The following is a 24,100-nucleotide window of genomic DNA, read 5'->3' as shown; positions in this document are numbered from 1 at the left end:
CGCGTGAAGAGGGACCTGCTGCGCCCCGCGCCGAGGACCACCGGCTACAAGCGCCTGTTCTCCTGGCACGCCTCCACCGGCGTCTGGCTGCTCGTCGGCGCCTTGTTCCTCTCGACCACAGGCATCACCTGGTCGCTGTACGGAGGCGGGAACTTCGAGACCCTCCGCTCCGCAGTCGGCTGGACCACGCCCTCGCTGGGGACGACGCTCGGCGACCGGACCGGCGAGGTGGCCGACGAGCACGCCGGACACGCCGGACACGGCCCGGCCACCGGCGACGCCGTCGAGTCGACGGCGGGCTACTCGCCGGCCGCCTACGACTCGGTGCTCTCGGTCGCCCGCGAGGTCAACGTGAACACGGGACTGGTCGAGATCCGGCCGCCCGCGGCGGAGGGCTCGGCCTGGGTCGTGCAGGAGATCCAGCGCAGCTTCCCGACCGAGGTCGACGGCGTCGCGATCGACGGGAGCACGATGCAGGTCGTCGACCGGGTCGACTTCGCCGACTTCGGCCTCGTCGCCAAGCTCTCCCGCTGGGGCATCGACACGCACATGGGCTCGATGTTCGGGCTGCCCAACCAGCTGCTGCTGTTCGTCACCGCGGCCGGCATCGCCACGATGGTCGTGCTCGGGTACCTGATGTGGTGGAAGCGCCGCCCCACCCGCGGCCCCCGACGGCTCGGCGGCACCCCGCCGGCCCGGGGAGCGCTCCGGCGCGCGCCGTGGTGGGGAGTCGCGTCCGTCCTGGTCGTCGCCGCCGCGGTCGGGCTGTTCCTCCCGCTCCTGGGGGCGAGCCTCGCGGCCTTCGTGGTCGTCGACACGCTGCTGGGGCTCCGACCCGCGCACCACTGAGCGCGCGGGCGCCGGCCCGGTGAGGTGCACCGGGCCGGCGTCACAGCCCCTTCGGGAAGCCGAGGGAGCGCAGCGCGGGGGCGAGGCCCTCCCACTGGTGACGCCGCTCCGCGTCCCGGTCGGCGTCGCTCCCCCGGAGTCCGACCGCCTTCGCGTCGTACACGGCGGCGTGCGAGCAGTGATCGACCATGTGCGCGACGGCTGCGGCCTGCCCGGCCGCCCGCGCGGCAGCGGTGGCGGCCGGCTCGCCCGCCTGCGTCGCGGCGCGGGCTGCGGCGTGCGCCGCGAAGGCCGCCGTGCGGCACTCCGTCATCGGAGCCTCGCCCCCGCTCCCACGCGAGGAGGACGTCGAGCGCGCGCCGGGGCCGGGGATCGTCCGGGTCCCACTCCTCGAACGCGGAAAGGGCGCGCTCCGCGCACTCCGCCGCCCACCGCGCGAGCGCCCGGTGGACCTCCGGCTCCGGATCCGCCCAGGCCGGCTTCTCCGATCCGCCCACAGGTCTTCCTCCGATTCCGGAGCTCAGCTGGCTCTTCCCAGATGAGGGTGTAGGTCGGCCGGGCGCGTCGGTCCGCAGATAGACGTCGAGGTCTCCCGACGACGGAGGTTCCTACGCCATCCGTCCGAAAGACCTCGACGTGTCCGACGCTACCCCGCAGGCCGGCTTCGGCCGCCCTGACCTGACCGCCTTCGCGTCTCATCCCAGTCGACCCTGATCGAGTCTGCTGACCCCCTCGACGAGAACGCAGCGACATCACAGCCACCCAACCCCGACCGTCCGGGAAGCCGGGACACGTCACATGACCTGTGCTGCGGGCGTGTCGACTGGGTCGTCCAGGGGCGACGCAGGAGCGTCGACGCGACGTGCTGAGATGTGGTTCCAGTCGAGCGCTAGGACACCGGCTACAGGCATGGCGATAGGTCAGGAACGGCGTCGCTCCCTGCGCAGGAGGGAGCGCAGAGTCTCGGCATTCGCGTAGCCGACCCGTAGCGCGATCTCGGCGGAGGTGAAGTCCGTGGTTGCTGAGAGGTGCCGAGCTCGTTCGATGCGAAGCCGTTGGACGAAGCCGAGCGGAGTGAGGTTGAGCGCCGCACGGACTCGTCGTTCGAGGGTGCGCCGGCTGGTGCCGAGCGACTGCGCGACGAAGGCGACGTTGAACGGTTCGTCCAGGCGGGCGCGCACGAAGCGTTCGAACTCGACGACGATCGGGTCCTCGTGCCGGAGATGTTCGTAGGCGACGAAGGCCGCCTGAGACGGACGCTCGTCGATGATGAGGAGCTTGGCGACATGTTGGGCCAGGTCGGGGCTGATCGATCGCACGAGTGAGAGCGCGAGGTCGATGTGGGCGAACGCGGCGCCGGCGGTGACGAGGTTCCCGTCGACCACGACCATGGTGTCGAGATCGAGGGCCACGGTCGGATAGCGCTTCAGGAACTCCGGCCCCAGGAACCAGCTGGTCGTCGCCCTCCGATGATGCATCCGTCCGGTCTCGGCGACAGCGAACACGCCGGTGCACGCCGCGGCGATCCGGGTGGTCGCCTCGTCGAGGCGCCCGAGCGAGGCGATGACCGAACGAGCATCCCGGCTCTGGAGGACGTCGTTGGTAGCGGCGGCCGTAAGGGTTCCGAGCGCAGGGACGACGACCACGTCGAACTCTCCGGACTCCGACAGCGGGTGGTCCACCGACAGGGTCATCGATGCCGTCGTGGTCACTCGCCGTTTCGGTCCGAGGATGGCGAGTTCGATCGGGTCGATCCGCGGGTCGACATCGCCGCGGGCTCCGTCGGCCACCCGCACGATGTCGATGATCGACGCGATAGCCGAACCGAAGCAGCCGTCGATCGCGATCAGTCCGATACGCATGACGTAAACAATAGCAATACTGCCGTATACGCCACTCCCCACCGGCCCTCGCTCGTCATACGCTGAACTCGTCCTACGAAGAACCCCGACGTCAAGGAGAGTCCCTCATGTCCACACCCGCATCGCTTCCGTATGCCTTCGTCGCCAAGATCGTCGCGGCCGATGGACAGCACGACGCGGTCGCCGATCTGCTCGCCGGCGCTGTCGCACTCGCCAACGAAGAAGTAGGAACGATTGTCTGGTTCGCGGTCAGGACCCACGCCGACACCTTCTGGATCTTCGATGCATTCCCCGACGAAGCCGCTCGCGACGCCCACGCCAACGGCGCCATCGTCGCAGCCCTGATGGCCAACCAGCACCTCCTCGGCGCAGCACCCGAGATCCTGGCGGCCGACGTCCTCGCGTCCAAGCTCCCGTAGTCCGCCAACGCACGAGACGATCGCGCCCCGCCGAGCCGTCGCCAGGTCGCGACGCAACGCCACGCTGCGTTGCCGAGCGGTGCGAGGCCTATCGGCACACGGACAGGATGCCGGCCGCGAGCGCTCAGCCGGCGAGGGGTCCGTCGCAGAGGAGAGCGACGTCGGTGTCGGGCAGAGCCGTGAGGCCAGCGCATCGCGCGACCACCAGAACGGTTCGCCGGAGCCGCCTGTCGGAATCGAACGGACGACCTAATCACGTCGTCTTTGCGTCTATCGCTTGATGCGCCCACTGGGCGAACGAGCCGCTGACCTGCGCAAACGCCGAGCGTGGAGGACGCCGCCATCCGGTGGTGACCGACGACGACCGACCAGTACCGACCGTTTCACCGGAGCTTGCGGCGGCGTCGAAGCCGAGCAAGCTCCATTCTTCTAACTCACCGCGCCCTCCTCCTCGCCGGCCCCGTCGTCGGCGAAGACGTTTCAGGGGTCTTCTCAGATGACGGTGTAGGTCGGCCGGGCGCGTCGGTCCGCAGATAGACGTCGAGGTCTCCCGACGACGGAGGTTCCTACGCCATCCGTCCGAAAGACCTCGACGTGTCCGACGCTACCCCGCAGGCCGGCTTCGGCCGCCCTGACCTGACCGCCTTCGCTCGACTCGACGGCCTCGGTCTGCACACCGGCGCGGACCTGCTCACCGACAAGCAGAGCGACAGGCTACGCGCGCTGTTCGTTGATGACGCTCACGTCGAGGTCGAGGCGACCTGGGGTGTCTACCAGCGCATGATCGCCGCCTATCGCCACGAGGACCGGCAACGTGGCCGCGAGCTCATGGAGAAGCTGATCACCGACCTCAGCGCCGGCGTCCCCAAGGTGCTCACCGAGCTCACCACCCTGGGCCGGACCCTGAAGAAGCGAGCCGCTGACGTGCTCGCCTACTTCGAACGACCCGGCACCAGCAACGGGCCGACCGAGGCGCTCAACGGACGGCTCGAACACCTGCGCGGCTCCGCACTCGGGTTCCACAACCTGACCAACTACATCGCCCGAAGCCTGCTCGAGACCGGCGGCTTCAGACCCCAACTCCTACACCCCCGATTGGGATGAGCCGCTCAGCTCCGGCGCGGCCGCCCCGTGAAGTGCTTCACCCCGTAGACCAGGAGGAGCAGGATGCCGCTCAGCTGCAGGGCGAGCGAGAAGCCGGAGGCGAATTCACCGGCCGGCCACACCAGCCTCAGCACCAGCGCGACGAACATCGCTGTGACCCCGACGACGAACAGGACTCGATTCCGCATCCGTCGAGTCAACCATCCGCACGCGCATCGGGGCCGACCGGAGGCCTCAGCTCCGCGGCCGCCGCAGTTCGGCGTCGTCGTCTCGCGGCGCTCACCTCCCGGATGCAGGAGCCGGCGTCGAGCTGTCCTCGGAAGTGGACCAGACCGCCTGCGCTCCGGTGTCGCCGATCTGGACGACGTTCGCAGTCGCTCCCACTGCGACGACGATCGCGACGGCGGCGAGGATCAGCGAGGGGACCGAGCGGGCGCTCCGTCCCCTCGTGTCGGCGGAGTTCCTCCCGCGCGTCCGGAACCAGAGCCAGTGCGCCACGCAGAGGACGAACAGTCCGGCAGCCCAGGGCAGCAGGTGATCGCCGAGCTCGGCGTGGCGTTCGAGTGCTGCGGAGGGGTCGACCTGCCGTTCGAGCGCTTCGCCGGCCTGAGTGGCGAGCGGGACTCCGAGAAGGGCGACGAGGGCGGTGATCGGAGTGATCACGCCCAGGCGTCGGCGGGCGGCCGGCCAGACGCTGCCGAGGATGAGCATCAGGGCGGCGAGGGGGAGCAGGACGACGACGACGTGGACGAGGAGGGGGTGGAGGGGGAGGCCGTTGATCTGCCAGTCGGTCATCGTGAGTCACGCTTTCGGTTGAGGAGGCGTTCCGGTGCGCAGCGCATCGTTCAGCCTCCGGCGAGGGTGGTCAGCAGGTCCTGGATGCTCGTCTTCTCTGCGACCGGGTCGGGGCTTCCGGCGCGGACGGAGGAGAGGACGGGGTCGATCTGCTCGTCGACGTAGGTCCACGTTTGGCAGTTCGCGGCGCTCAACGCAGGCTCCGCGTCGTCCCAGGCGGTCTCGAGGTCGGTGGCGCGGGCTTTCGCGCCGGCCTGGTCGCCGCTGGTGACGAGGGCGAGGGTGTCGGCGGTGATCGTCTGGAAGTTCTGCACGTCGGCGGAGGGGAAGTCGGTCTGAACGGATGCCTTCGCGTCAGCTGCGGACAGCGTTCCCGACGCATCGCAGGCCGGGGCTGCGCCTTCGGGTGCTGGGGCGGTGTGCGGCTGGCTGTTGGTGAAGGCGAGCAGCCCGACGACGGCGACGGCGAGGACCGCGAAGGCGACGAGTGAACGGCGTTCGCGGGCGACGGGCGGGGTGCGGTGCTCGGATGCGCCTTTGTCGACATCGGCCTTGCTGAGGGAGAGGTAGACGACGGTGGCGAGGATCGCGACCAGGAAGATGATGCTGGTGACGAAGGTGCCGAGCCCGAGGCCCTGCTCGTCGGGGGACAGGCCGAGCCAGTCGCCGATATTGGCGCCGAGGGGGCGGGTGAGGATGTAGGCGATCCAGAACGCGAGGACCGGGTTCGCGCCGTAGCGCCAGAGGCCGGTGACGATCGCGATCAGGGCGAGGGGCAGGAGGATCGAGACGCCGGGGCCCCAGCCGGTGAGCTCGAGGGTCCAGTCGCCGAGAGCGGTGCCGAGCGCGAAGGTGACCAGGACGGTGAGCCAGTAGAACGCCTCCCGCGGGGTGGTGTCGATGCTGTGGATCGAGAGGGTGCGCTCCTTCGAGTACCAGACGCCGAACACGATCACGAGCAGCACGGAGAAGACGAGGGAGCTGGCCCAGAGGGGCACGCCGAGCTGGTCGGTGAGGATGTCGGTGAGCAGGGTGCCGGTGACGCTCATCACGACGACGGTCAGCCAGTACGCGGAGGGGACGTAGCGTCGCAGCCGCATCTGGATGGCGAGCACCACCGCGGTGACCACGATGAAGATCACGGCGGTCGCGATGAGGCCGACGCCGAGGACCATGTTGATCCAGTCGGCGAAGCTCTCACCGACCGTGGTGCAGAGGATCTTGATGATCCAGAACCAGATGGTGACCTCGGGGACCTTGCTGAGCAGCCGCCGGCCCGAGGCGCGGGATGTCGTCGTTGAGATGTCCATGCCCGCAGAGTCTCAGTCGGGACGTGGGCGGCGGCTCGGGATGCGCCGTACTGCGTTGTGTGTGCTCACAACGACCCGAAGCACCGCGGTTCGACCAGGTCAGTACCGAGCCGATGGGCTGAGGTTCTGTGCTTTCACAACAGTTGCAGGAGAATCCTCTGCCGCAGGTGGACGCACGTTCGTAGCGTGGACTCCTCCGGCGCGCTCCGCGTCGAGAGACGAGGACGACACTGATGCCGAACCGGGATCCCCTATCGGACGGTGAGATCGCCTACCGGGCAGCGCGACGCTGGCCGCTGATCTCGGCCGGCCTCGCGGTGCTGCTCACCGTCCTCCTGGCCGCGCTGATCTTCTACCGCGAGCACGACAAGCCGTTCGGATTCGACACCGCCTGGATGAACGAGATCATCGAGCACCGGTCCACGTTCTGGCTCGTGCCGTCGCTGGTGATGAACAGCCTCGGAGGCGGGATCCTCGGCACGATCGTGATCCCTCTCATCGTCTTCGTGGCGCTGCTGATCCGGCGCGGACGCTGGGCGGCGACGTACTTCGCGATCGCCGCGCCGCTCGGCGGGCTGCTGGTGCAGATCTTCAAGAACGCGATCGGTCGTCCCAGGCCGCTGGAGATACTCGTGAACGCCGACTTCGGCTCGTTCCCCTCCGGCCACAGCGCGAACGCCGCCACGACCGCGGTGGTCCTCGCTGTCGTCTTCCCGCTCTGGTGGGTCCGCATCGCGGGCGCCGCGTACACGGTGGCGATGATGCTCAGCCGCACCTACCTCGGGGCGCACTGGATCTCCGACACGGTCGGCGGACTGCTCCTGGGCGCCGGCGTTGCCCTGATCGTCTGGGCGCCGCTCGCAGTCCGGCTGCACACCGAGCGCGTGGCGTCACCGCCGCCCCTCTGGCGCCGGATCGCCCGACGGCGGGCCCTCAGCTGACGCCTCGTCAGGGTCGAGGCTTCGCGACGGCGCCGCGGAGGATCGTCAGGAGGACGACGGCGACGATCGACCCGGACGCGATCAGGCCCGCGAGCACGACGATCTGGAAGACGCCCGCCGCCACAGGCGAGAGTCCGCCGAAGACGGCGCCGATGAACGCGCCGGGCAGGACGACGAGACCTGTCGTCCTGGTCTGGTCGGTCAGCGGCACCAGGCCGGTCCAGGCCGCCTCCCGCGCCAGGCCGATCGTAGCCTGCCGGGGCCGGGCGCCGAGAGCCAGCCAGCCCTCGACCCGCTCCCAGCGGTCGGCGAGCGTGATCGCCAGGGCTCGGCCGGTGACGGTCGCGACGGTCATCGCGCCGCCGAGGAGGATCCCGCCGACCGCGAGGACGTAGCGGCCGGTGAACGGGACGGCTCCGAGCCCGAAGACGATCCCGGCGCTGAGGGCGACTCCGGCCGTCATCGCCGCGGTGACCGCGAGGACCGTGCGCCGGGTGCGGCCGAGGCGGCCGGACGCCGTGAGCACCGCGGTACCGAACATGACGGCCAGGAAGAGCAGGACCCAGCGGAGGTCCGCGATGACTCCCGAGAGGATCACCGCGAGCACTCCGAGCTGAACAGCCCCACGCAGGATCGCCAGCGCCGGTCGCGCGAACGAGACGACTCCGAACGCGCGGAGTGCGGCCACGGAGACTGCCGCGCAGATCGCGACCGCCGCGGCCACGGCCGCCGGGGTCAGCTGGTCGATGGGCGTTCCTGGATGACCCAGGTGTTGCCGTCGAGGTCGGTGAAGAAGACGAACGAGTTCCACTCCCCGCCGCGGCCCTCGAGGCGGACTCCGTCCTCGAAGTGCGTCACCGGGCTGACGTCCACCCCGCGCTCGGCGAGCTCGGCGCGGGCTGAGTCGATGTCGTCGACGACGAGCTGCAGCCCTTCGAGCCGGGTGGTTCCGGTCTTGAGCTGGATGCTGCTGTGCGAGCCGGGCGGGGTGAGCTGCACGATGCGCATCTCGTCGCTGATCCGAACGTCGAGGTCGAGGTGGAACCCGACCTGGTCGGCGTAGAACGCTTTCGCCCGGGCGACGTCCTCGACGCTGACGGGGACGACTTCGAGATTCCACTGCACAGGGTGCCCCTTCGAGGAAGTGACGGACGAGCGTCGGTCGCCGTCCAGTGTGTCCGGCGGGAGGGCGCCGGGCAATCGGGTCAGCTCGCCGCGATCGTTCCGGTGAGCAGGAGCCCGGACACGACGAGGGCCAGGGCGACGCGGTAGCCGACGAAGACGCCGAAGCCGTGGCCGGCGACGTAGCGCAGCAGCCACGCGATCGATGCGTACGCGACAACGAAGGAGACGAGGGTCGCGACGAGGGTCGGAATCCAGCCGACGCTCACGCTGACATCGGACGCGGCGGTCGCCGCTTCGTAGGCACCGGCGGCGGTGAGCGCGGGGATGGAGAGGTAGAACGCGAACTTCGTCGCCGTCACCCGGTCCAGCCCCCGGAACATCCCACCGCTGATGGTCGCTCCGGACCGGGAGACGCCGGGGATCAGTGCGATGCACTGCACGAGGCCGATGATGACCGCGTCCTTCCGGGTGATCGCGCGACGGTCCTTGGTCTGGGTGCCGACGCGTTCGGCGACGAGCATCACGATGCTCCAGCCGAGCAGCGCGGCGACGACGACCCACAGATTTCGCAGGCCTCCGCTGATGAGGTCCTTGCCGAGGAACCCGATGACCCCGATGGGAATCGATCCGAGGATGACGTACCAGGCGATCCGGTAGTTCGTCCGCTTGCGCTGCGACGGGTGACGCAGCCCGACGAACCACGCGACGGCGAGCTCGGCGATGTCCTTCCGGAAGTAGAGGAGCACGGCGGCGATCGCGCCGATCTGGATGATCGCGGTGAACGCGGTCACCCCGGCGTCGTCGACGCGGAGGCCCATCAGCTTCTCGGCGATGGTGAGGTGCCCGGTGCTGGAGACCGGGAGGAACTCGGTCAGTCCCTCGATGATGCCGAGGATGATCGCCTGGAGGATGTCCATCGGGTCCGTTCCGGTCGGAGAGGAGCCGCGGCGATCCCGCGAGCGCTTCCGAGACTAAGGATCGCGACGGCCCTGCTCGGCCGGAAACCGGGTCGCTGTGTGCATCTTCAACGGCCCCGGCGAAGAGCACAGGATGCGGGTCCACCCGCTGGTCGAGCATGACGGGATGACGCACCTTCTCGCCCCGCGCCGATCCTCGCTCCGCGGCGGTGTCCTCGCCGGCCGCTACGCCTCCTCCACGGTCCCGGAGGCGACGGCGCTGTTCTGGATCCTCAAGGTGCTGACGACCGGGATGGGCGAGACGGCGTCGGACTTCCTCTCGACCGCGTTCGACCCCGTGATCGTGGTCGGCGCGACCGGATTCGCGTTCCTCGCCGCGCTGGCGCTGCAGTTCGCGGTGCGCCGGTACATCCCGTGGGTGTACTGGCTGGCGGTGCTGATGGTGAGCGTCTTCGGCACGATGGCCGCCGACGTGCTGCACGTGGTCGCCGGGGTCCCGTACCTCGTCTCCACGCTCGGTTTCGCGCTCGCCCTCGCCGTGGTCTTCGCCCTCTGGTGGCGGGTGGAGCGGACGCTGTCGATCCACTCGATCGCGACGCCTCGCCGGGCCCTGTTCTACTGGCTGGCCGTCTCGGGGACGTTCGCGCTCGGCACGGCGGCCGGTGATCTGACCGCGTCGACTCTCGGGTTCGGCTACCTGCCCTCCGCCGTCCTGTTCGCGGTGATCATCGCGGTACCAGCCCTCGCGCACCGGTTCACGGGGAGGAACGCGGTCCTCGCGTTCTGGTCCGCCTACGTCGTCACCCGACCGCTCGGAGCGTCCGTGTGCGACTGGCTCGCGGACCCCGTGAGCACCAGCGGCCTCGGCCTGGGCACCGGCCCGGTCACTCTCGGAGCCCTGGTGGTCTTCCTGCTGCTGGTCGCCGTGATCGCGGTCGGCCGCAGGCCGCGCGGAGCCGTCGCGGCGCCGACTCTCTGAGGTCCGCGGTCAGGCGTCGCGTCGGGCGCGGTTCCTCTGCCGCCAGTAGGTCAGAGCGATGCCGGCGAGGCTGATGACGACGATGCCGACGAGGACGATGTCGATGTACTTCCCGACGAAGTCCGCGACGCCGGGGATCTGTCCCAGGAAGAAGCCGAGGAGGATGACGCCGGTGGACCAGACGGCCGCGCCGAGGGCGTTGAAGCCGACGAAGTGGGCGTAGTGCATCTTCCCGACGCCCGCGGCGACCGGGGCGAAGGTTCGCACGACCGGGACGAAGCGGGCGATCGTGACCGCCCAGCCGCCGAACCGGTCGAAGAACGACTGGGTGCGGGCGACGCTCGAGCGGCTGAACAGGCCGCTGTCCTTGCGCTCGAAGATGCGCGGGCCGGTCTCGCGGCCGATGACGAACCCGAGCTGATCGCCCAGGAACGCGGACACGGCGACCATCAGGATCACCAGCGGCACCGGGAGGCCGATCACGCCGGTGGCGACGAAGACGCCGGTGAAGAAGAGCAGGGTGTCGCCGGGGAGGAAGAACCCGATCAGCAGGCCCGTCTCGACGAACGCGATCAGGCAGACCAGGGCGATCGCCCACGGGCCGGCGCCGTCGAGCAGGGATTGAGGGTCGATCATCGGTTCTCCTTGCGAGGGGTGTGGTCGGGGCGCGTCACGGGGAGGCGGACCTCCACGCCGAGCCCGCGCGGTACGAGGTTGCGGATCGTGAGCTCACCGCCGCCGGACCGGCTGAGCCCGGCGACGATCGCGAGCCCCAGGCCGGCGCCGCCCTCACGGGAGCGGGCGGCGTCCGGGCGGGTGAACCGGTCGGTCGCGACCGCGAGGAACGCGTCGGGGACGCCCGGGCCGTCGTCGTCCACGGAGAGGACGATCTCCTCGGCGCGCTCGACGAGGGTCGCGGTGACGCTGCCGCCGTCGGGCGTCGCGGTCACCGCGTTCGCGAGCAGGTTGTCCAGGATCCGGCCGAAGTCGGTCGGGGAGATCGGGTAGCGGGCGGCGACGGTCGAGGCGGGGGCGACGAAGTCGATGGCGAGGTCCCGGTCGCGGGCGAGCATCCTGGCGCGGTCGACGCTGTCGGCGACCTCCGCGCGCAGAGCCGTCGACGTGCCGTCGCCGACCACCGCGCCGGCGTCGATCCTCGACAGGATCAGCAGCCCGTCGGTCAGGGACTGGAGGCGATCGACCGAGCGGCGCGCGTCGACGACGTCGGCGTACAGCGCTGCCGGGTCGTCGCGGACCCGCTCGGCGAGCTCGAGGCGGGTGCGCAGTGCGGCGAGCGGGGTGCGCAGCTCGTGGCTCGCGTCGGCGACGAGCCGCCGCTCCCGGTCCGCCGACTCCCGCAGGTCCTCGATCAGCGCGTTGAGCGTCGCGGCGAGGTCGGAGAGCTCGTCACGGGCCGGCCCGACGGGGAGCAGCTCCGTGGAGCGGCCGTGGCGCAGCCGGTCGGCGATGGCGCGCATCCGCCCCACGGGGCGCAGCGCGAGGCCGACCAGGGCCCAGGACGTGGCGGCGAACGCGACGAACAGGATCGCCAGGGCGATCAGCAGTGTCGTGCTCACCCCGCCCACGACCGCCTCAGCGGTGTCGCGGCTCTCCTCGATCAGCGCCTGCGAGGCTCCGGAGCGGACGAGCTCGATGGTGGACTCGTCGAGGATGTGATCGAGCTGCTCACGGACGATGATCGCGACGATCCCGAAGAACAGCATCGCGACCAGCAGGCTCGAGACCGTGATCCGCACCCGGATCGACAGCGACCGCCACCTCACGGCTTCACCCCGAGGCGGTAGCCCGCGCCCCGCCGGGTGACGATCTCGACCGACGCGCCGCCGGCGCTGAGCTTGCGGCGGAGGTAGCTGATGTACTGCTCCGCGATGTTGTGGTCGACGAACTCCGCCGACCCCCACACCTCCAGCAGGATCTCCTCCCGCGGCATGAACTCCCCCGCACGCACCGCGAGCGCGCGCAGCACCCCGAACTCCTTCGGGCTCAGCGGCAGCATGGAGTCGTCGACGAACGCGGCGTGCGCGTACGGATCCACGCGCAGGTTCCCGAGCACGACCGGTACCCGGTTCGTGAGGTGCTCCCTGCGGATCATCGCCCGGAGGCGAGCGGACAGCTCCTCGAAGTGGAACGGCTTCGCGAGGTAGTCATCGGCGCCTGCATCGAGCCCGAAGACGCGGTCCTGCAGCGCGTCGCGGGCCGTCAGCATGATCACCGGGAGCGTGGCGCCGGTCGCGCGCAGGTGCCGGCAGATCTCGAAGCCGCTCATGCCGGGGAGCATCACGTCGAGGACGGCGGCGGCGTAGTCAGCCTCTCGCGCCGCATTCAGCGCGTCGACCCCGTTCGAGAACAGGGCGACGTCGTAGCCGTCGCCGGTGAGACCGCGCCTGATGAGCTCGCCCATCTCGACGTCGTCCTCGACGACGATCACTGATTCACGCATCCAGGCCTCCTACGGTCATGCTCGCACCGGTGGCGCGGCGGCACCGGCCCGATCCGCCGAGATATGCGGCTTCTCAGCGGTACGCACGGCATCCGGAGGCAGCGCACGCCGGCCACCTCGACGCACGACCACAGGTCGCGCTCGACAGTGACGCCGATCGGAGCGGTGAGGGCGGGGTCCGGAGGCCGGCGCTCGTCCGCTCTCCTCCGCGGACGCCGCGCTCCCGCCGAAGGCGACCCGCTCGCTGCGCCGGTCGAAAACCTCGTCCTGCATCGCACTGTCAAGCGGACGATCGACCCTGCGACGACAGGGGATCGACGGGAGCAAGCCGATCCGCCGGAGAGCTCCGACGCGCAAGGTGGGCCTGGAAGGGCCACGCTTCGGGAGGGCTCCCTCCGCGAGGATCACGGCATGGCCCCCCACACGGATCCCCGCCGATGACTCTGCAGGACCTCGCCGACGAGCTCGCCCAGGCTCTCGACCGCCCGGTGACGATCGAGGACGCCTCGAGCCGGATCCTGGCAGTCCCGCCGAAGCGGTCCCAGGCTCCGCTCCCGATCCCGACCAGGCACGAGAGGCGGAGGCCGAGGTCGCGGAAGCCGACCGCGCGGAGGATCCCGCCCACGTCGGCGACGACGTCGCGCACGCGGTCCGCGGCGTCCTGGCCGCCGACGAGGTCGAGCGAGAGGAAGACGGCGGACCGGCTGAGCGGAGCGAGGACCGCCTGCGGCTCGATCGGGACGCGGTCCTCGACGCTCACCGGAGAACCGCCGGCCCGGGGTCCGTCGACAAGGGCGTCGTCGTGGGCATCGCGACCTCCGATCCGCGCGCCGCGCGAGGGCGCGTCCGCCGCGATCCTGTCAGCGTCCGCGGTGGCGGTCACGAGTCGTCCGACCCGACTCGGCGGACGCTCTCCGCCCCCTCGGCACCGCTGCTGGAACAGGTCGGGACGAAAGTCGGAACATCTCCCCGTCCCCTTCAGGGAGCGCTCCCACGCCCCTATCGTGGAGGCGCTCCCCACCTTCATCCGGGGAGGCACCACCTTGGATTCGACCCCGGGCCGGGCTCGGGATCGATGCGAGCACGGAGGTTCGGAGATGCCGTTTGTGACCACGGACGACGACGTGGAGATCTACTACAAGGACTGGGGCAGCACCGACGCGCAGCCGATCGTGTTCCACCACGGCTGGCCGCTGTCGTCCGATGACTGGGACGCGCAGATGCTCTTCTTCCACGCCCACGGCTACCGCGTCATCGCGACCGACCGCCGCGGGCACGGACGCTCGACCCAGGTCGGCACCGGGCACGACATGGACCACTACGCCAGCGACGTGAACGCCGTCGTCGAGCACCTCGACCTGCACAACGCGATCCACATCGGCCACTCCACCGGAGGCGGCCAGGTCGCGCGCTACGTCGCGAAGTACGGCGAGCCCCAGGGCCGCGTCGCCAAGGCCGTCCTCGTCTCGTCCGTGCCGCCGCTCATGGTGCAGACGGAGGCGAACCCCGAGGGCACGCCGATCTCGGTGTTCGACGGCTTCCGCGACGCGCTCGCGGCGAATCGCGCCGAGTTCTTCCAGGCCGTCGCGGCGGGTCCGTTCTACGGCTTCAACCGCGAGGGCGTCGAGCTCTCGCAGCCGGTGGTCGACAACTGGTGGCGTCAGGGCATGACCGGATCCGCGCTCGCGCACTACGAGGGCATCAAGGCCTTCTCGGAGACGGACCAGACCGAGGACCTGAGGGCGATCACCGTCCCCGTCCTGGTCGCCCAGGGCGACGACGACCAGGTCGTCCCCTACAAGGACGCCGCGCTCAAGCAGCACGAGCTGCTGCAGAACTCGACGCTGAAGATCTACGAGGGCTACCCGCACGGCATGCTGACCGTCCACGCCGACGTCATCAACCCAGACCTGCTGGCCTTCATCCAGGCGTGACACCTGCGCGGGGCGTCCCGGCCGTTCCGGACGCCCCGCGCACCTCAGCTCGCGAACTCCTCCGGCCAGCCCAGCGCGGCCAGCGACCGGCGCACGCGCTCGATGTCCTCCTCCGAGGGCAGCTCCGAGGTCACTCCGGCGATCGCTGTGCCGACGTCCGCGCGGGAGGCGGGCGCGTCGGCGGCGAGACCGACGGCCACCTCGGCCACCTCCTCGTCGCTCAGACGGCGGCGGAGGAGCGCCAGCAGCGGCACGAAGTCCTGCTCGGGCAGCCCGGCCGGATAGCCGGCGCGCAGCCAGCGGACGATGCGCGCGACCAGGCCCTCGCGAGTGTCCGGCTCGGCCAGCGACTCCGGGCCCGCCAGCGGCCAGCCCGCGCTCGCGAGCCGCGAGGAGACGCGGGCGACGTCCTCGGGCAGCGCCGGTCCGAGCAGCAGCTGCTCGATCCGCTCGCGCACGACGGCTCGCGAGACGACCGTCTCGGCCCGCTCCGACTCCGACAGGAGCCGCGCGACGACCTGCTCGACCTCGTCCGTCGTGAGGCTGCGGCGCAGCAGGCCCAGCAGCGGCAGGTAGTCCTGCTCCGGCACGCCGGACGGGTAGCCCGCGCGCAGCCAGCCGACCACGCGGGCGACGATCCCCTCCCGCGCCGCGACCGGATCGGTCGAGGCCATGCTCAGCCCTTGGGCACGAAGGTCGGGATGACGTGCTCGAAGCTCACCGACTGGCCGAGACCCGTCGCGATGATGACGCTCAGGCCGATCACCACGGAGCCGACGACGAGGGCGAAGCAGAGCACGCCGATCCCGCGCAGCACCGGGGCGGGCAGACCGCTCCGGACCGCGGGGGCGTCGGACCCGCCCGAGGCGGGAGCACCGGCGGCGACGGCGAAGGAGCGGACGCCGACGGCGAACAGCACGGGCAGGCCTGCTCCGAGGAGCACGGCGACGAGGGCCACCTGGCCGGCGGCGGAGAGGAAGAGGGAGAGCACGGTGCGGATCCTTTCGCTCAGACGCCGGCGGTCTCGGGCGCGGGGCGTGCCGCCGCGTCCTGCCACTCGTCGTTGACGTTGTGCGCGCCGATGCTGTCGCGGCGCGAGCGGATGTAGATGAGGGAGGCGACGGCGACGAGGATCGCGGCCATCAGGAGGCCGCCGGCCGCGCCTCCGACGAGGTGGCCGATCCACCACATCACGGCGCCGACGAGAGCGGCGGCCGGGAGCGTGATGACCCAGGCGATCACCATGCGCAGCGCCACTCGCCAGCGCACCTGCGCGCCGGGGCGGCCGACTCCGGAGCCGAGGATCGACCCGGTCGCGACGTGGGTGGTCGAGAGGGCGAAGCCGAGGTGGCTGGAGGCGAGGATGACCGCGGCGGAGGCGCTCTCGGCGGCCATGCCCTGCGGGGTGTCGATCTCGACGAGGCCCTTGCCGACGGTGCGGATGATCCGCCAGCCGCCGATGTAGGTGCCGAGCGAGATGGCCAGCGCGCAGCTGAGCTTGACCCAGAAGGGGACCGACTCGGTGTCGCTCCAGCCGCCGGCCGCGATCAGCGCCAGCGTGATCACTCCCATGGTCTTCTGCGCGTCGTTGGTGCCGTGTGCGAGCGAGACGAGGGAGGCGCTGCCGATCTGCCCGAAGCGGAAGCCGCGGTGGAGGCTCTTCTCGGCCAGGTTGCCGATCACCCGGAACACGAGCCAGGTGCCGATCGCCGCGACCGCTCCGGCGAGCACGGGCGACATCAGCGCCGGGAGGATCACCTTGCCGACGACGCCGTCGAGCTTCGTGCCGTCGCCGGCCCAGTTCACGCCGTTGAGGCCGAGGCCCGCGAGAGCGGAGCCGATCAGGCCGCCGAAGAGGGCGTGCGACGAGCTCGAGGGCAGGCCGAGCAGCCAGGTCAGCAGGTTCCAGACGATGCCGCCGATGAGGCCGGCCAGCACGATCAGCAGCAGAGCGGATCCGCCGTCCTCGAGCAGCGCCGGATCGGGTGCGCCCGAGGAGTCCTGGATCTTCACGACCGCGTTGGTGACGGTCAGCGCCACCTCGATGCTGAGGAACGCACCGACCAGGTTCAGCGACGCCGAGAGGGCGACGGCGGTGCGGGGCTTCAGGGCACCGGTGGCGATGGACGTGGCCATCGCGTTCGCCGTGTCATGGAAGCCGTTGGTGAAGTCGAAGGCGAGGGCCGTGACGACGACGAGCGCGAGCAGGATGAAGGGATCCACGCAGACATGATGCTCCCGCAGGGGGAGGCGTTCCGGCGTGGTCGCGAGGCTTCACCTGCTGTTCACCTCGCGGGGCACGCCCGCCCGAGTAGTCTGTGCAGATTCTCAGGCGGGCGGCGCTTCTGAGGGTGCGATCCACCCGAGCCCGCACCGGCGTGCGGCGCTCAGACGGGCTCGCTCAGGAGCCCGAGCGCGGCAGCGGCGGGGTGAGGTCCGGGGTGTGCGCGGGGTCGGAGTCGGGGGCCGGCTCCTGCTGGGCGGCGGGCTCGGCCGCGGCGCCGGCGTCCTCGGCGGACTTCTGATCCTCGGCGGGCTCCTGCGAGCCGGGCAGCGGCGGGGTGAGGTCGAGGGCGCCGACCGCCGGCTCGGCGGCGTGCTTCGGCGTGGTCGGGTGGTTCTCGGCCGCGGCCGCCTTAGTCGCCGCCTTCTCCTGGGTGCGCTTGAGCTTCTCGGTCTGCTCGGCCAGCTTGCGGGCCTTCTTGCGCAGCTTCTTGCTGGAGTCGCGGACCGCCTCGTGCGCCGCGCGCACCGACTTCTCGGCCTTCTTCAGCGCCTTCTTCGCGCGCTTCTGCGCCGCCTTGTCGCGTGCGTCCTTGTCCTTGCCGGTCCCGGCCATGTCCGCTCCTCCGCTCGTCGACCGCTCCGGCCGACTCCCCCACGCTACCGAGCGGCACCCGCCCCGCGAACCCGCTGGCGAGCGCGCCCGAGCCGCGCTAGGCGCGCGGGCGGCGGCCGTCGTGCGGCCGTGCCGTCCCTGCTCCTCTCCCCCTTAGCCGCCGCCTCTCCCCCTTCTCCTCGGCTCTCGCCTCAGCCCTGCGGTGCCGTTCGCGGCTGGGAGTCGCGGGCGAGTCGACCCCTCGACGGGCGCGGGTTCGGCAGGCTGGGGGCATGGTCTTCCAGCACGATCCCGGCGGCTACCAGGGCCGCGCCGGCCTCCGGCGTCCCGTGCGCGGGCCCAGGCGCGACAAGTGGATGTGGTGGCGCCTGGGCTCCGGAGTCGCGGCGACGGTCGCCGGTGTGATCGCCCTGCTCGTCTTCACCGCCGACCGCTGAGCACGCCCACCGGCGACCCGGCGCACCCCCGCCACTCCGGATCGAGAGCCGATCGATGCGCTCAACCGCTTGACTCCGGAGGTTTCTCTCAGGTCGGATCCGGCGGAACGCGGGTAGTTTGGAGGGTCGCATCGGCTCAGCCGTGCGATCAGCCCCACTGCCCCACCCGGCGCTCGCCTCCCCCCTCGAGCGTCGGCAGACCTGGAACCTCCTCTGCATGCACCGTTCGTCACGCGCCTCGACTCCCACCCCCGCAGGAGCCGAGACCGGCAGTCCGTCCGCCCTCCCGACCCGTCGCTCGCTCCGTGAGCAGGAGTCCCGCAGCCGCCGCCCCTCCCGCGGCCCGTCGCGACCCCGCGTCTCCGCCGTCGCCGCGATGACCCTCGTGGCCGGCATCGCGATCACCTCGACGATGCCCGCGTTCGCCGTGGGCGGCACCGCCGACTCCGAGCTGACCCGCGACACGGCCACCGCCGTCGCCGCGGCCCGCCCGCAGAGCTTCGTGGCGGCCGGAGTCGTGCAGCAGAGCGTCACCCGCGACGCCTTCGCCGCCGAGGCCAAGCCCGAGGTCCTCGTCCCCACCGCGTCCCTCGACGCGATCACGGCCACCTCCGGCGAGTCGACCGCGGCCGCCGCCGGAGCGTCCGGAGCGTGGATCGTCCCGATCTCCGGTCACATCAGCAGCAGCTACGGCCCCCGCCCCGACGCGCCGGTCGCCGGCGTGAACCTGTTCCACAAGGGCACCGATCTCGCCGGCGCCTGCGGCACGCCCGTCCTCGCGGCCTCCAGCGGCACCGTCGAGGAGGCGTCGTACCAGGGCAGCTACGGCAACTGGATCCTGCTCGACAACGGCGGCGGCATCGAGACCGGCTACGCCCACAACAGCGAGCTGATGGTGTCGGTCGGCGAGACCGTCACCGTCGGCCAGGTCATCGCGCTGCGCGGCTCGACCGGCGCCTCCACCGGCTGCCACCTGCACTTCGAGACGCGGGTCGACGGCGAGGCGGTCGACGCCGTGCCGTTCATGGCCGAGCTCGGCGTCCCGATCGGCTGACGCCCGGGCGACTCGAGAGCCCGGACGTCGCGGTGGTCGCTCTCGACCACCGCGACGTCTGCGTTCTCGTGAGCGCGCAGGCCGGCGTCAGGGCCCGGGGACGGCCCGCGCCCCGGTCGAGACGGCCGCCGACCAGTGCGCGTCGTCCGGCACCGTCGTCACCCTGATCTCGGCGTCCTGCTCGACGGCGATCTGCATGGTGCCCGTGTTGCCGCCTCCGGTGCCGGTGCGGGTCGTGCTCGGGCTGTAGACGCACGACGATCCGCTCGTCATCAGGCCGACGACCTCGATCGTCACCTCGGCGTCCGCGGTGTCGCAGGCGACCGAGACGGTGATGTGCAGCGGATCGCCGCTGAGGTTCACGGTCTGCGGATCGACGGGGCCGATCTGATCGGTCCACCGAACGGCGGCGGTCGCTCCCTCGGGCAGCGTCACGGGCCCGAGCGGAGCGTCGGTGGGCGTCGCGGTCGGAGCGGCCGTCGGAGCAGCGGTGCCGGGAGCGGCGGGTCTCGCCTCCTCCGCCTGGTCGGCGCCGCTCGTGCAGCCGCTCAGAGCGAGCGCCGCGAGCAGTGCCGAGGCGCCCAGCGCGGTCGCGCGCCGTCCCGCCCGGAGCCCCGTCGCCCGGCGCGGAGCGGTCGTTCTCGTGGTGTCCATGGTGGTTCCCCCTGTCCACTGGCGTCCCTCCGGTCTACCCGAGCCCGCGCGGCCGCGGATCGCACTCTGCGGCGGTTGCCAGGGTCGGGGGCCGTGCTGCGGATCGATGGGGAGCTCCTCCGTACCGGCGCGGCGGCCCGTCGATCCGCTCGGGTGCCGCGGATGATCGGCACCAGGCGGATCCGACGCCCGCCGTACCCGGCGCACCCCGCCGACCCGCCCCTCTGCACCCGGAAGGCACCGCCATGATCGCCTCGAACACCTACCCCTTCGCCGGACGCACCGTCCTGGTCACCGGAGCCGGCTCCGGCATCGGCCGCTCCATCGCACGCGCCTTCCTCGAGCAGGGCGCGAGCGTCGCGGTCGCCGGGCGCACCCCCGCCACGCTCGAGGAGACCGTCGCCGGCTTCCCGGCCGAGCGCGTCCTGGTCGTCCCCACCGACGTCTCGGTCCGAGCCGAGGTCGACGCGCTCGTCGAGGGCACCGTCGCGAGGTTCGGCGGGATCGACGTCCTCGTGAACAACGCGGCCGGCCACCTCGGCGGCCCGATCGAGGAGGTGGAGGACGACGCCTGGCGCTCGCTCTTCGCCACGAACGTCGACGCCCTCTTCTACGCGGTGAGGGCGGCGCTCCCCCACCTCGAGGCGAACCGCGGCAACATCGTCGTCGTCTCCTCCGTGTCGGGCATCCGCGGCGACTGGGGCCAGGCCGCCTACAACGCGACCAAGGGCGCGATCACGACGTTCGTGCAGTCGCTGGCCCTCGACTTCGGCGCGCACGGGGTGCGGGTCAACGCCGTCGCTCCCGCCTTCACGCAGACGCCGCTGACCGAGTCGATGGCCTCGACCCCCGAGGAGCTCGCGCCCTTCATCGACCGCATCGCCCTCGGGCGCCCCGGGCAGCCGGACGACATCGCCCCGCCGGTGCTGTTCCTCGCCAGCGCGGACGCGGCGTACATCACCGGCGCGATCCTGGCCGTGGACGGCGGAACGAGCGCCTCGACGGGGCAGCCGCACCTGTAGGCGGGCGTGCGGCGGATCGGCGGCGGCTCGGCTATCCGCCTGCTCGGCCGGGGCGGCTCGGTCGCCCGGAAGCGGCGGCCAGGCGGATCGGAATCGGGGGGGGCTGGGGCGGCGGCTCCGCCCAGAACCCGAGTGCTCGCGTCGGATCCTACGGCCCCGCTCGCGAGGGTCCACCGGGCTCGACTGCGGGCGCCCGCAGCCCGGATCACTCCATCCCTGACCGCGCACTCAGACTCAACCGACACCTGTGGCGTATCGTGGAGTCAATTGCATGCAGACGCATGGATACGGACTCGCCGACCGCACGGCCTCCGAGCCCATCCCTCTTCGAGCAGGAGTCGTCATGACCACCACCAGCACCCGCTTCACCGACCGCGTCGTCCTCATCACCGGAGGTGGATCCGGCCTGGGCCGCGCCGCCGCCGTCCGCCTCGCCCAGGAGGGCGCGAAGCTCGCCCTCGTCGACATCTCGGAGCAGGGCCTCGCCGCCACGGTCGACGTCCTGCCCGAGGGCACCGAGTCGATCACCGTCCTCGCCGACGTGTCGAAGGAGGCGGACGTCGACGCCTACGTCGCGCGCACCCTCGAGGCGTTCGGCCGCATCGACGGCTTCTTCAACAACGCCGGCATCGAGGGCCGCCAGAACCTCACCGAGGACTTCACGGCCGACGAGTTCGACAAGGTCGTCGCGATCAACCTCCGGGGCGTGTTCCTCGGCCTCGAGAAGGTGCTGAAGGTGATGCGCGAGCAGGGCTCGGGCATGGTCGTCAACACCGCGAGCGTCGGCGGCATCACCGCGATCGGCAACCAGTCCGGCTACGCGGCCGCCAAGCACGGCGTCGTCGGCCTGACCCGCAACTCCGCGATCGAGTACGGCGAGTTCGGCATCCGCATCAACGCGATCGCGCCCGGGGCCATCTGGACCCCGATGGTCGAGAACTCGATGAAGCAGCTCGACCCGCAGAACCCGCGCAAGGCGGCCGAGGAGTTCATCCAGGTCAACCCGACCAAGCGCTACGGCGAGGCCGACGAGATCGCCTCGGTCGTCGCCTTCCTCCTCTCGGACGACGCCTCCTACGTGAACGCGACCGTCCTCCCGATCGATGGCGGTCAGTCCATCAAGTACTGAGGTCCCGCGGAGGGAGCGGGGGGAGCGCCTGCTGCGGCGGGCGAGCCCTCCGGTCTCCCGCTGACGCCGCGTCATTCGTGGGACGGACTCGGCCGCTCCTCCACAGGTGCTCCCTCCGACGCGCGTCCCCACCGGGCCTCCGTCGCGCAGCACCCGGCACCGCTGCGGGAGCAGAATGGGGTCGGTCCCGCCAGCGGCCGGACCTCGACCGCTACGGAGACATGCATGAACCCCACCGGGAGCTTTCGCGCCGCCCGCGACACCCTCCTGCAGCACCGCACCGATGCGGTCGCCGCGAACGAGGCCTTCCAGTGGCCGGACGTCGGGCCCCGCTTCAACTGGGCGGTGGACTGGTTCGACGCGATCGCCATCGGCAACGAGCGCCCCGCCCTCTGGATCGTGGAGGAGGACGGCTCCGAGGAGACGTACTCCTTCGACCGGATGCGCTGGCGCTCCGACGAGGTCGCCGCCTGGCTCCACTCGGTCGGCGTCGAGCAGGGCGATCACGTGATGCTCATGCTCGGCAACCGCCTCGAGCTGTGGGAGTCGATGCTCGCGATCATGAAGCTCGGCGCGGTCATCCTCCCCACGACGACCCTGCTCTCACCCGCTGACCTGGCCGACCGCCTCGAGCGCGGCGAGGTCGCGCACGTCATCGCGGACGCCTCCGAGACAGCCAAGTTCGACGAGATGGAGGGCGACTTCGGCCGCATCGCGGTCGGCGGCGCCGTCGAGGGCTGGCTCGACTACGCCGACTCGCTCGAGCCCTTCGGCATCAGCCCGACCGTGGTCGTCCAGAGCTCCGATCCGTGCCTGATCTACTTCACCTCCGGCACCACCTCGAAGCCCAAGATGGTCGTGCATACCCACGAGTCGTACCCCGTGGGGCACCTCAGCACGATGTACTGGCTCGGCGTGCAGCCGGGCGACGTGCACATGGCGATCAGCTCGCCGGGCTGGGGCAAGCACGCGTGGAGCTGCTTCTTCGCGCCGTGGAACGCCGAGGCGACCGTGTTCGTCTACAACTACAGCCGCTTCTCCCCCACCGCACTGCACGAGCAGCTCGACCGGGCCGAGGTCACCACGTTCTGCGCGCCGCCGACCGTGTGGCGGATGCTGATCCAGTCGGCGCTGGGAGCGAAGCCGCGCGCGCTGACCGAGATCCTCTCGGCGGGCGAGCCGCTCAACCCCGAGGTCATCGCGACCGTCGAGCGGGAGTGGGGACTCACGATCCGCGACGGCTACGGCCAGACCGAGACCACCGCGATCATCGCGAACCCGCCCGGCGCCCCCGTGGTCCCCGGAGCGATGGGTCGCGCGCTGCCCGGCGTCGCCATCGCCCTCGTCGATCCGCTGACCGGCGAGCCCGCCTCCACCGGCGAGATCTGCCTCGACCTCTCCGTCGAGCCCGTCAACCTGATGTCCGGCTACCTCGGCGACGAGGACCGCACCGAGCGTGCCCGCGCCGACGGCTACTTCCACACCGGCGACGTGGCGGTCCGCGCGGTCGACGGCACGATCACCTTCGTCGGCCGCACCGACGACATCTTCAAGTCCTCCGACTTCAAGATCTCGCCGTTCGAGGTCGAGAGCGTGCTGCTGCAGCACCCCGCCGTCGCCGAGTCCGCGGTGGTGCCGGCTCCGGACGAGGTGCGCCACAGCGTGGTGAAGGCGTACGTCACCCTCGCCGAGGGCTGGGAGCCGACCGCCGAGACGGCGAGCGCGATCTTCGCCCACACCCGGGAGCTGCTCTCCTCCTTCGAGCGGGTGCGGCGCCTCGAGTTCCACCCCCTGCCCAAGACGATCTCGGGCAAGATCCGCCGCGTCGAGCTGCGCGAGCGCGAGGAGGAGGCGTTCCGCCGCGGCGAGGAGATCCCCACGGAGTGGCGCGCCGACCGCCTCTAGGCGCGGCGGCCCTCGTCCGCCGGGACACCGCCGAGACCGCCGAAGCACCGCTGGGACGGCGGCGTCTCGGCGGGGCGGTGTGGTGGCACGACGTGATGCGACGGGCCGGGACGTCGTCCGCCGGTGACCAGCGGGAGCGGGTGCCGTCAGCGCGGAACCAGCGCGGCGTCGGCGGCGTCCGGATCAGAGGACGGCGATCAGCTCGGCGTCAGCGCGGGCGGACGGCGATCAGCTCGCCGTGGTCGCGGACGCCGGGGGCGCTGCGGCGGAGCGAGTGGGTCACCTCGAGGCCGGCCCGCTCGGCGAGGGCGCGCATCTCGGCGAGCGGATGGAACCACGCCGGTGCGACGGCGTGCGCGAACGC

27 protein-coding genes and 2 pseudogenes are annotated in these 24,100 nt (G+C 71.3%); 11 read left to right on the top strand and 18 right to left on the bottom strand.

The genetic code is table 11. The features are described 5' to 3' along the window. On the top strand, window positions 1–849 hold an 849-nt coding region (locus C5C27_RS09530), incomplete at its 5' end, for a PepSY domain-containing protein (protein WP_146079645.1). 40 nt (window positions 850–889) lie between these two features. Here C5C27_RS09530 and C5C27_RS18025 read toward each other — a convergent pair. The 3 genes and pseudogenes from C5C27_RS18025 to C5C27_RS09520 all read right to left on the bottom strand — a co-directional run bounded on the left by C5C27_RS18025 (window position 890) and on the right by C5C27_RS09520 (window position 2,711). Continuing rightward, complete coding sequence (locus C5C27_RS18025) at window positions 890–1,162, bottom strand: putative immunity protein (protein ID WP_181133492.1); 273 nt, start codon at window positions 1,160–1,162, stop codon at window positions 890–892. Window positions 1,163–1,187: 25 nt separating this feature from the next. Then, a pseudogene (locus C5C27_RS18830) lies at window positions 1,188–1,346 on the bottom strand (putative immunity protein); the annotation flags it as partial. A 423-nt stretch (window positions 1,347–1,769) separates the two neighbouring features. Then, entirely contained in the window at window positions 1,770–2,711 is a 942-nt protein-coding gene (locus tag C5C27_RS09520; RefSeq protein ID WP_053548963.1) for a GlxA family transcriptional regulator, read from the bottom strand. Window positions 2,712–2,818: 107 nt separating this feature from the next. Between C5C27_RS09520 and C5C27_RS09515 the strand changes: the two genes are divergently transcribed. Together C5C27_RS09515 and C5C27_RS09505 are read left to right on the top strand one after the other, a co-directional pair. Beyond that, complete coding sequence (locus C5C27_RS09515; RefSeq protein ID WP_033107114.1) at window positions 2,819–3,130, top strand: putative quinol monooxygenase; 312 nt, start codon at window positions 2,819–2,821, stop codon at window positions 3,128–3,130. A gap of 669 nt (window positions 3,131–3,799) precedes the next feature. Beyond that, window positions 3,800–4,234 (top strand): annotated as a pseudogene (locus tag C5C27_RS09505) (transposase); the annotation flags it as partial. Window positions 4,235–4,239: 5 nt separating this feature from the next. Here C5C27_RS09505 and C5C27_RS09500 read toward each other — a convergent pair. From C5C27_RS09500 to C5C27_RS09490, 3 genes are all read right to left on the bottom strand, one after another. After that, window positions 4,240–4,422, bottom strand: coding sequence for a hypothetical protein (locus C5C27_RS09500; protein ID WP_104224784.1), 183 nt, complete (start codon window positions 4,420–4,422; stop codon window positions 4,240–4,242). A 91-nt stretch (window positions 4,423–4,513) separates the two neighbouring features. Further along, window positions 4,514–5,029, bottom strand: coding sequence for a DUF2231 domain-containing protein (locus C5C27_RS09495; RefSeq protein WP_104314232.1), 516 nt, complete (start codon window positions 5,027–5,029; stop codon window positions 4,514–4,516). Between the two features lie 50 nt (window positions 5,030–5,079). Continuing rightward, a complete protein-coding gene (locus C5C27_RS09490; RefSeq protein WP_104314231.1) occupies window positions 5,080–6,339 on the bottom strand; it encodes a hypothetical protein in 1,260 nt (419 codons plus the stop codon). Between the two features lie 233 nt (window positions 6,340–6,572). On the opposite strand from C5C27_RS09490, the gene C5C27_RS09485 reads away from it, so the two are divergent. After that, complete coding sequence (locus C5C27_RS09485; RefSeq protein WP_104314230.1) at window positions 6,573–7,280, top strand: phosphatase PAP2 family protein; 708 nt, start codon at window positions 6,573–6,575, stop codon at window positions 7,278–7,280. A gap of 7 nt (window positions 7,281–7,287) precedes the next feature. Here the strand turns inward: C5C27_RS09485 and C5C27_RS09480 are convergent, their stop codons facing one another. From C5C27_RS09480 to C5C27_RS09470, 3 genes are all read right to left on the bottom strand, one after another. Then, the gene (locus tag C5C27_RS09480; RefSeq protein ID WP_258066576.1) at window positions 7,288–8,004 is read right to left on the bottom strand and encodes an ABC transporter permease; all 717 of its coding nucleotides are present in this window, start codon (window positions 8,002–8,004) and stop codon (window positions 7,288–7,290) included. Window positions 8,005–8,015: 11 nt separating this feature from the next. Beyond that, entirely contained in the window at window positions 8,016–8,405 is a 390-nt protein-coding gene (locus tag C5C27_RS09475) for a VOC family protein (RefSeq protein ID WP_104314229.1), read from the bottom strand. 80 nt (window positions 8,406–8,485) lie between these two features. After that, window positions 8,486–9,322 carry an undecaprenyl-diphosphate phosphatase gene (locus tag C5C27_RS09470; RefSeq protein WP_104314228.1) on the bottom strand — a complete coding sequence of 279 codons (837 nt, stop codon included), beginning with the start codon at window positions 9,320–9,322 and terminating at the stop codon, window positions 8,486–8,488. Between the two features lie 166 nt (window positions 9,323–9,488). Here C5C27_RS09470 and C5C27_RS09465 point away from each other — a divergent pair, with 166 nt between their 5' ends. Beyond that, the gene (locus tag C5C27_RS09465; RefSeq protein WP_104314227.1) at window positions 9,489–10,301 is read left to right on the top strand and encodes a hypothetical protein; all 813 of its coding nucleotides are present in this window, start codon (window positions 9,489–9,491) and stop codon (window positions 10,299–10,301) included. A gap of 9 nt (window positions 10,302–10,310) precedes the next feature. Here the strand turns inward: C5C27_RS09465 and C5C27_RS09460 are convergent, their stop codons facing one another. The 4 genes from C5C27_RS09460 to C5C27_RS18825 form a co-directional block, all read right to left on the bottom strand. After that, entirely contained in the window at window positions 10,311–10,937 is a 627-nt protein-coding gene (locus C5C27_RS09460) for a DedA family protein (protein ID WP_104239342.1), read from the bottom strand. Continuing rightward, the gene (locus tag C5C27_RS09455) at window positions 10,934–12,085 is read right to left on the bottom strand and encodes a cell wall metabolism sensor histidine kinase WalK (protein ID WP_146079644.1); all 1,152 of its coding nucleotides are present in this window, start codon (window positions 12,083–12,085) and stop codon (window positions 10,934–10,936) included. Before C5C27_RS09455 ends, C5C27_RS09460 begins: the two co-directional genes overlap by 4 nt. After that, window positions 12,082–12,762: a response regulator transcription factor gene (locus C5C27_RS09450; RefSeq protein WP_104255755.1), complete on the bottom strand. Its 681-nt coding sequence runs from the start codon at window positions 12,760–12,762 to the stop codon at window positions 12,082–12,084. The genes C5C27_RS09455 and C5C27_RS09450 overlap by 4 nt, the downstream gene beginning before the upstream one ends. A gap of 280 nt (window positions 12,763–13,042) precedes the next feature. Beyond that, window positions 13,043–13,789 carry a Dyp-type peroxidase domain-containing protein gene (locus C5C27_RS18825; RefSeq protein ID WP_374955279.1) on the bottom strand — a complete coding sequence of 249 codons (747 nt, stop codon included), beginning with the start codon at window positions 13,787–13,789 and terminating at the stop codon, window positions 13,043–13,045. A gap of 70 nt (window positions 13,790–13,859) precedes the next feature. Here C5C27_RS18825 and C5C27_RS09440 point away from each other — a divergent pair, with 70 nt between their 5' ends. Continuing rightward, the gene (locus C5C27_RS09440) at window positions 13,860–14,696 is read left to right on the top strand and encodes an alpha/beta fold hydrolase (protein WP_104314224.1); all 837 of its coding nucleotides are present in this window, start codon (window positions 13,860–13,862) and stop codon (window positions 14,694–14,696) included. Window positions 14,697–14,740: 44 nt separating this feature from the next. Here the strand turns inward: C5C27_RS09440 and C5C27_RS09435 are convergent, their stop codons facing one another. From C5C27_RS09435 to C5C27_RS09420, 4 genes are all read right to left on the bottom strand, one after another. After that, window positions 14,741–15,370 carry a DUF3349 domain-containing protein gene (locus C5C27_RS09435; RefSeq protein WP_104314223.1) on the bottom strand — a complete coding sequence of 210 codons (630 nt, stop codon included), beginning with the start codon at window positions 15,368–15,370 and terminating at the stop codon, window positions 14,741–14,743. A gap of 2 nt (window positions 15,371–15,372) precedes the next feature. After that, the gene (locus C5C27_RS09430; RefSeq protein ID WP_104227380.1) at window positions 15,373–15,687 is read right to left on the bottom strand and encodes a hypothetical protein; all 315 of its coding nucleotides are present in this window, start codon (window positions 15,685–15,687) and stop codon (window positions 15,373–15,375) included. 17 nt (window positions 15,688–15,704) lie between these two features. After that, window positions 15,705–16,919, bottom strand: a complete 1,215-nt coding sequence (locus C5C27_RS09425) for an inorganic phosphate transporter (protein WP_104224012.1) — start codon at window positions 16,917–16,919, stop codon at window positions 15,705–15,707. Window positions 16,920–17,097: 178 nt separating this feature from the next. Continuing rightward, on the bottom strand, window positions 17,098–17,535 hold the full coding sequence (locus C5C27_RS09420) for a hypothetical protein (protein WP_104314222.1): 438 nt from the start codon (window positions 17,533–17,535) through the stop codon (window positions 17,098–17,100). A gap of 272 nt (window positions 17,536–17,807) precedes the next feature. On the opposite strand from C5C27_RS09420, the gene C5C27_RS18020 reads away from it, so the two are divergent. Continuing rightward, the gene (locus tag C5C27_RS18020; protein ID WP_159940529.1) at window positions 17,808–17,972 is read left to right on the top strand and encodes a hypothetical protein; all 165 of its coding nucleotides are present in this window, start codon (window positions 17,808–17,810) and stop codon (window positions 17,970–17,972) included. Between the two features lie 217 nt (window positions 17,973–18,189). Next, window positions 18,190–19,026: a M23 family metallopeptidase gene (locus C5C27_RS09415; RefSeq protein ID WP_104314221.1), complete on the top strand. Its 837-nt coding sequence runs from the start codon at window positions 18,190–18,192 to the stop codon at window positions 19,024–19,026. Between the two features lie 87 nt (window positions 19,027–19,113). Here C5C27_RS09415 and C5C27_RS09410 read toward each other — a convergent pair whose 3' ends face one another. Further along, on the bottom strand, window positions 19,114–19,680 hold the full coding sequence (locus tag C5C27_RS09410) for a hypothetical protein (protein ID WP_104314220.1): 567 nt from the start codon (window positions 19,678–19,680) through the stop codon (window positions 19,114–19,116). A 245-nt stretch (window positions 19,681–19,925) separates the two neighbouring features. Between C5C27_RS09410 and C5C27_RS09405 the strand changes: the two genes are divergently transcribed. The 3 genes from C5C27_RS09405 (at window position 19,926) to C5C27_RS09395 (ending at window position 23,736) form a co-directional block, all read left to right on the top strand. Continuing rightward, complete coding sequence (locus C5C27_RS09405; protein WP_258066575.1) at window positions 19,926–20,702, top strand: SDR family NAD(P)-dependent oxidoreductase; 777 nt, start codon at window positions 19,926–19,928, stop codon at window positions 20,700–20,702. A 343-nt stretch (window positions 20,703–21,045) separates the two neighbouring features. Beyond that, window positions 21,046–21,831, top strand: coding sequence for a glucose 1-dehydrogenase (locus tag C5C27_RS09400; RefSeq protein ID WP_167299040.1), 786 nt, complete (start codon window positions 21,046–21,048; stop codon window positions 21,829–21,831). A gap of 225 nt (window positions 21,832–22,056) precedes the next feature. Continuing rightward, window positions 22,057–23,736 carry an AMP-binding protein gene (locus C5C27_RS09395; protein WP_104314219.1) on the top strand — a complete coding sequence of 560 codons (1,680 nt, stop codon included), beginning with the start codon at window positions 22,057–22,059 and terminating at the stop codon, window positions 23,734–23,736. The last annotated feature ends 364 nt before the right edge of the window (window positions 23,737–24,100 follow it).

Origin of the sequence: Rathayibacter sp. AY2B7 (genome assembly GCF_002931635.1) — a bacterium.
Classification (GTDB): domain Bacteria; phylum Actinomycetota; class Actinomycetes; order Actinomycetales; family Microbacteriaceae; genus Rathayibacter.
Note: the sequence above shows the minus strand (reverse complement) of the source record. Positions and strands in the feature narration are given on the sequence as shown.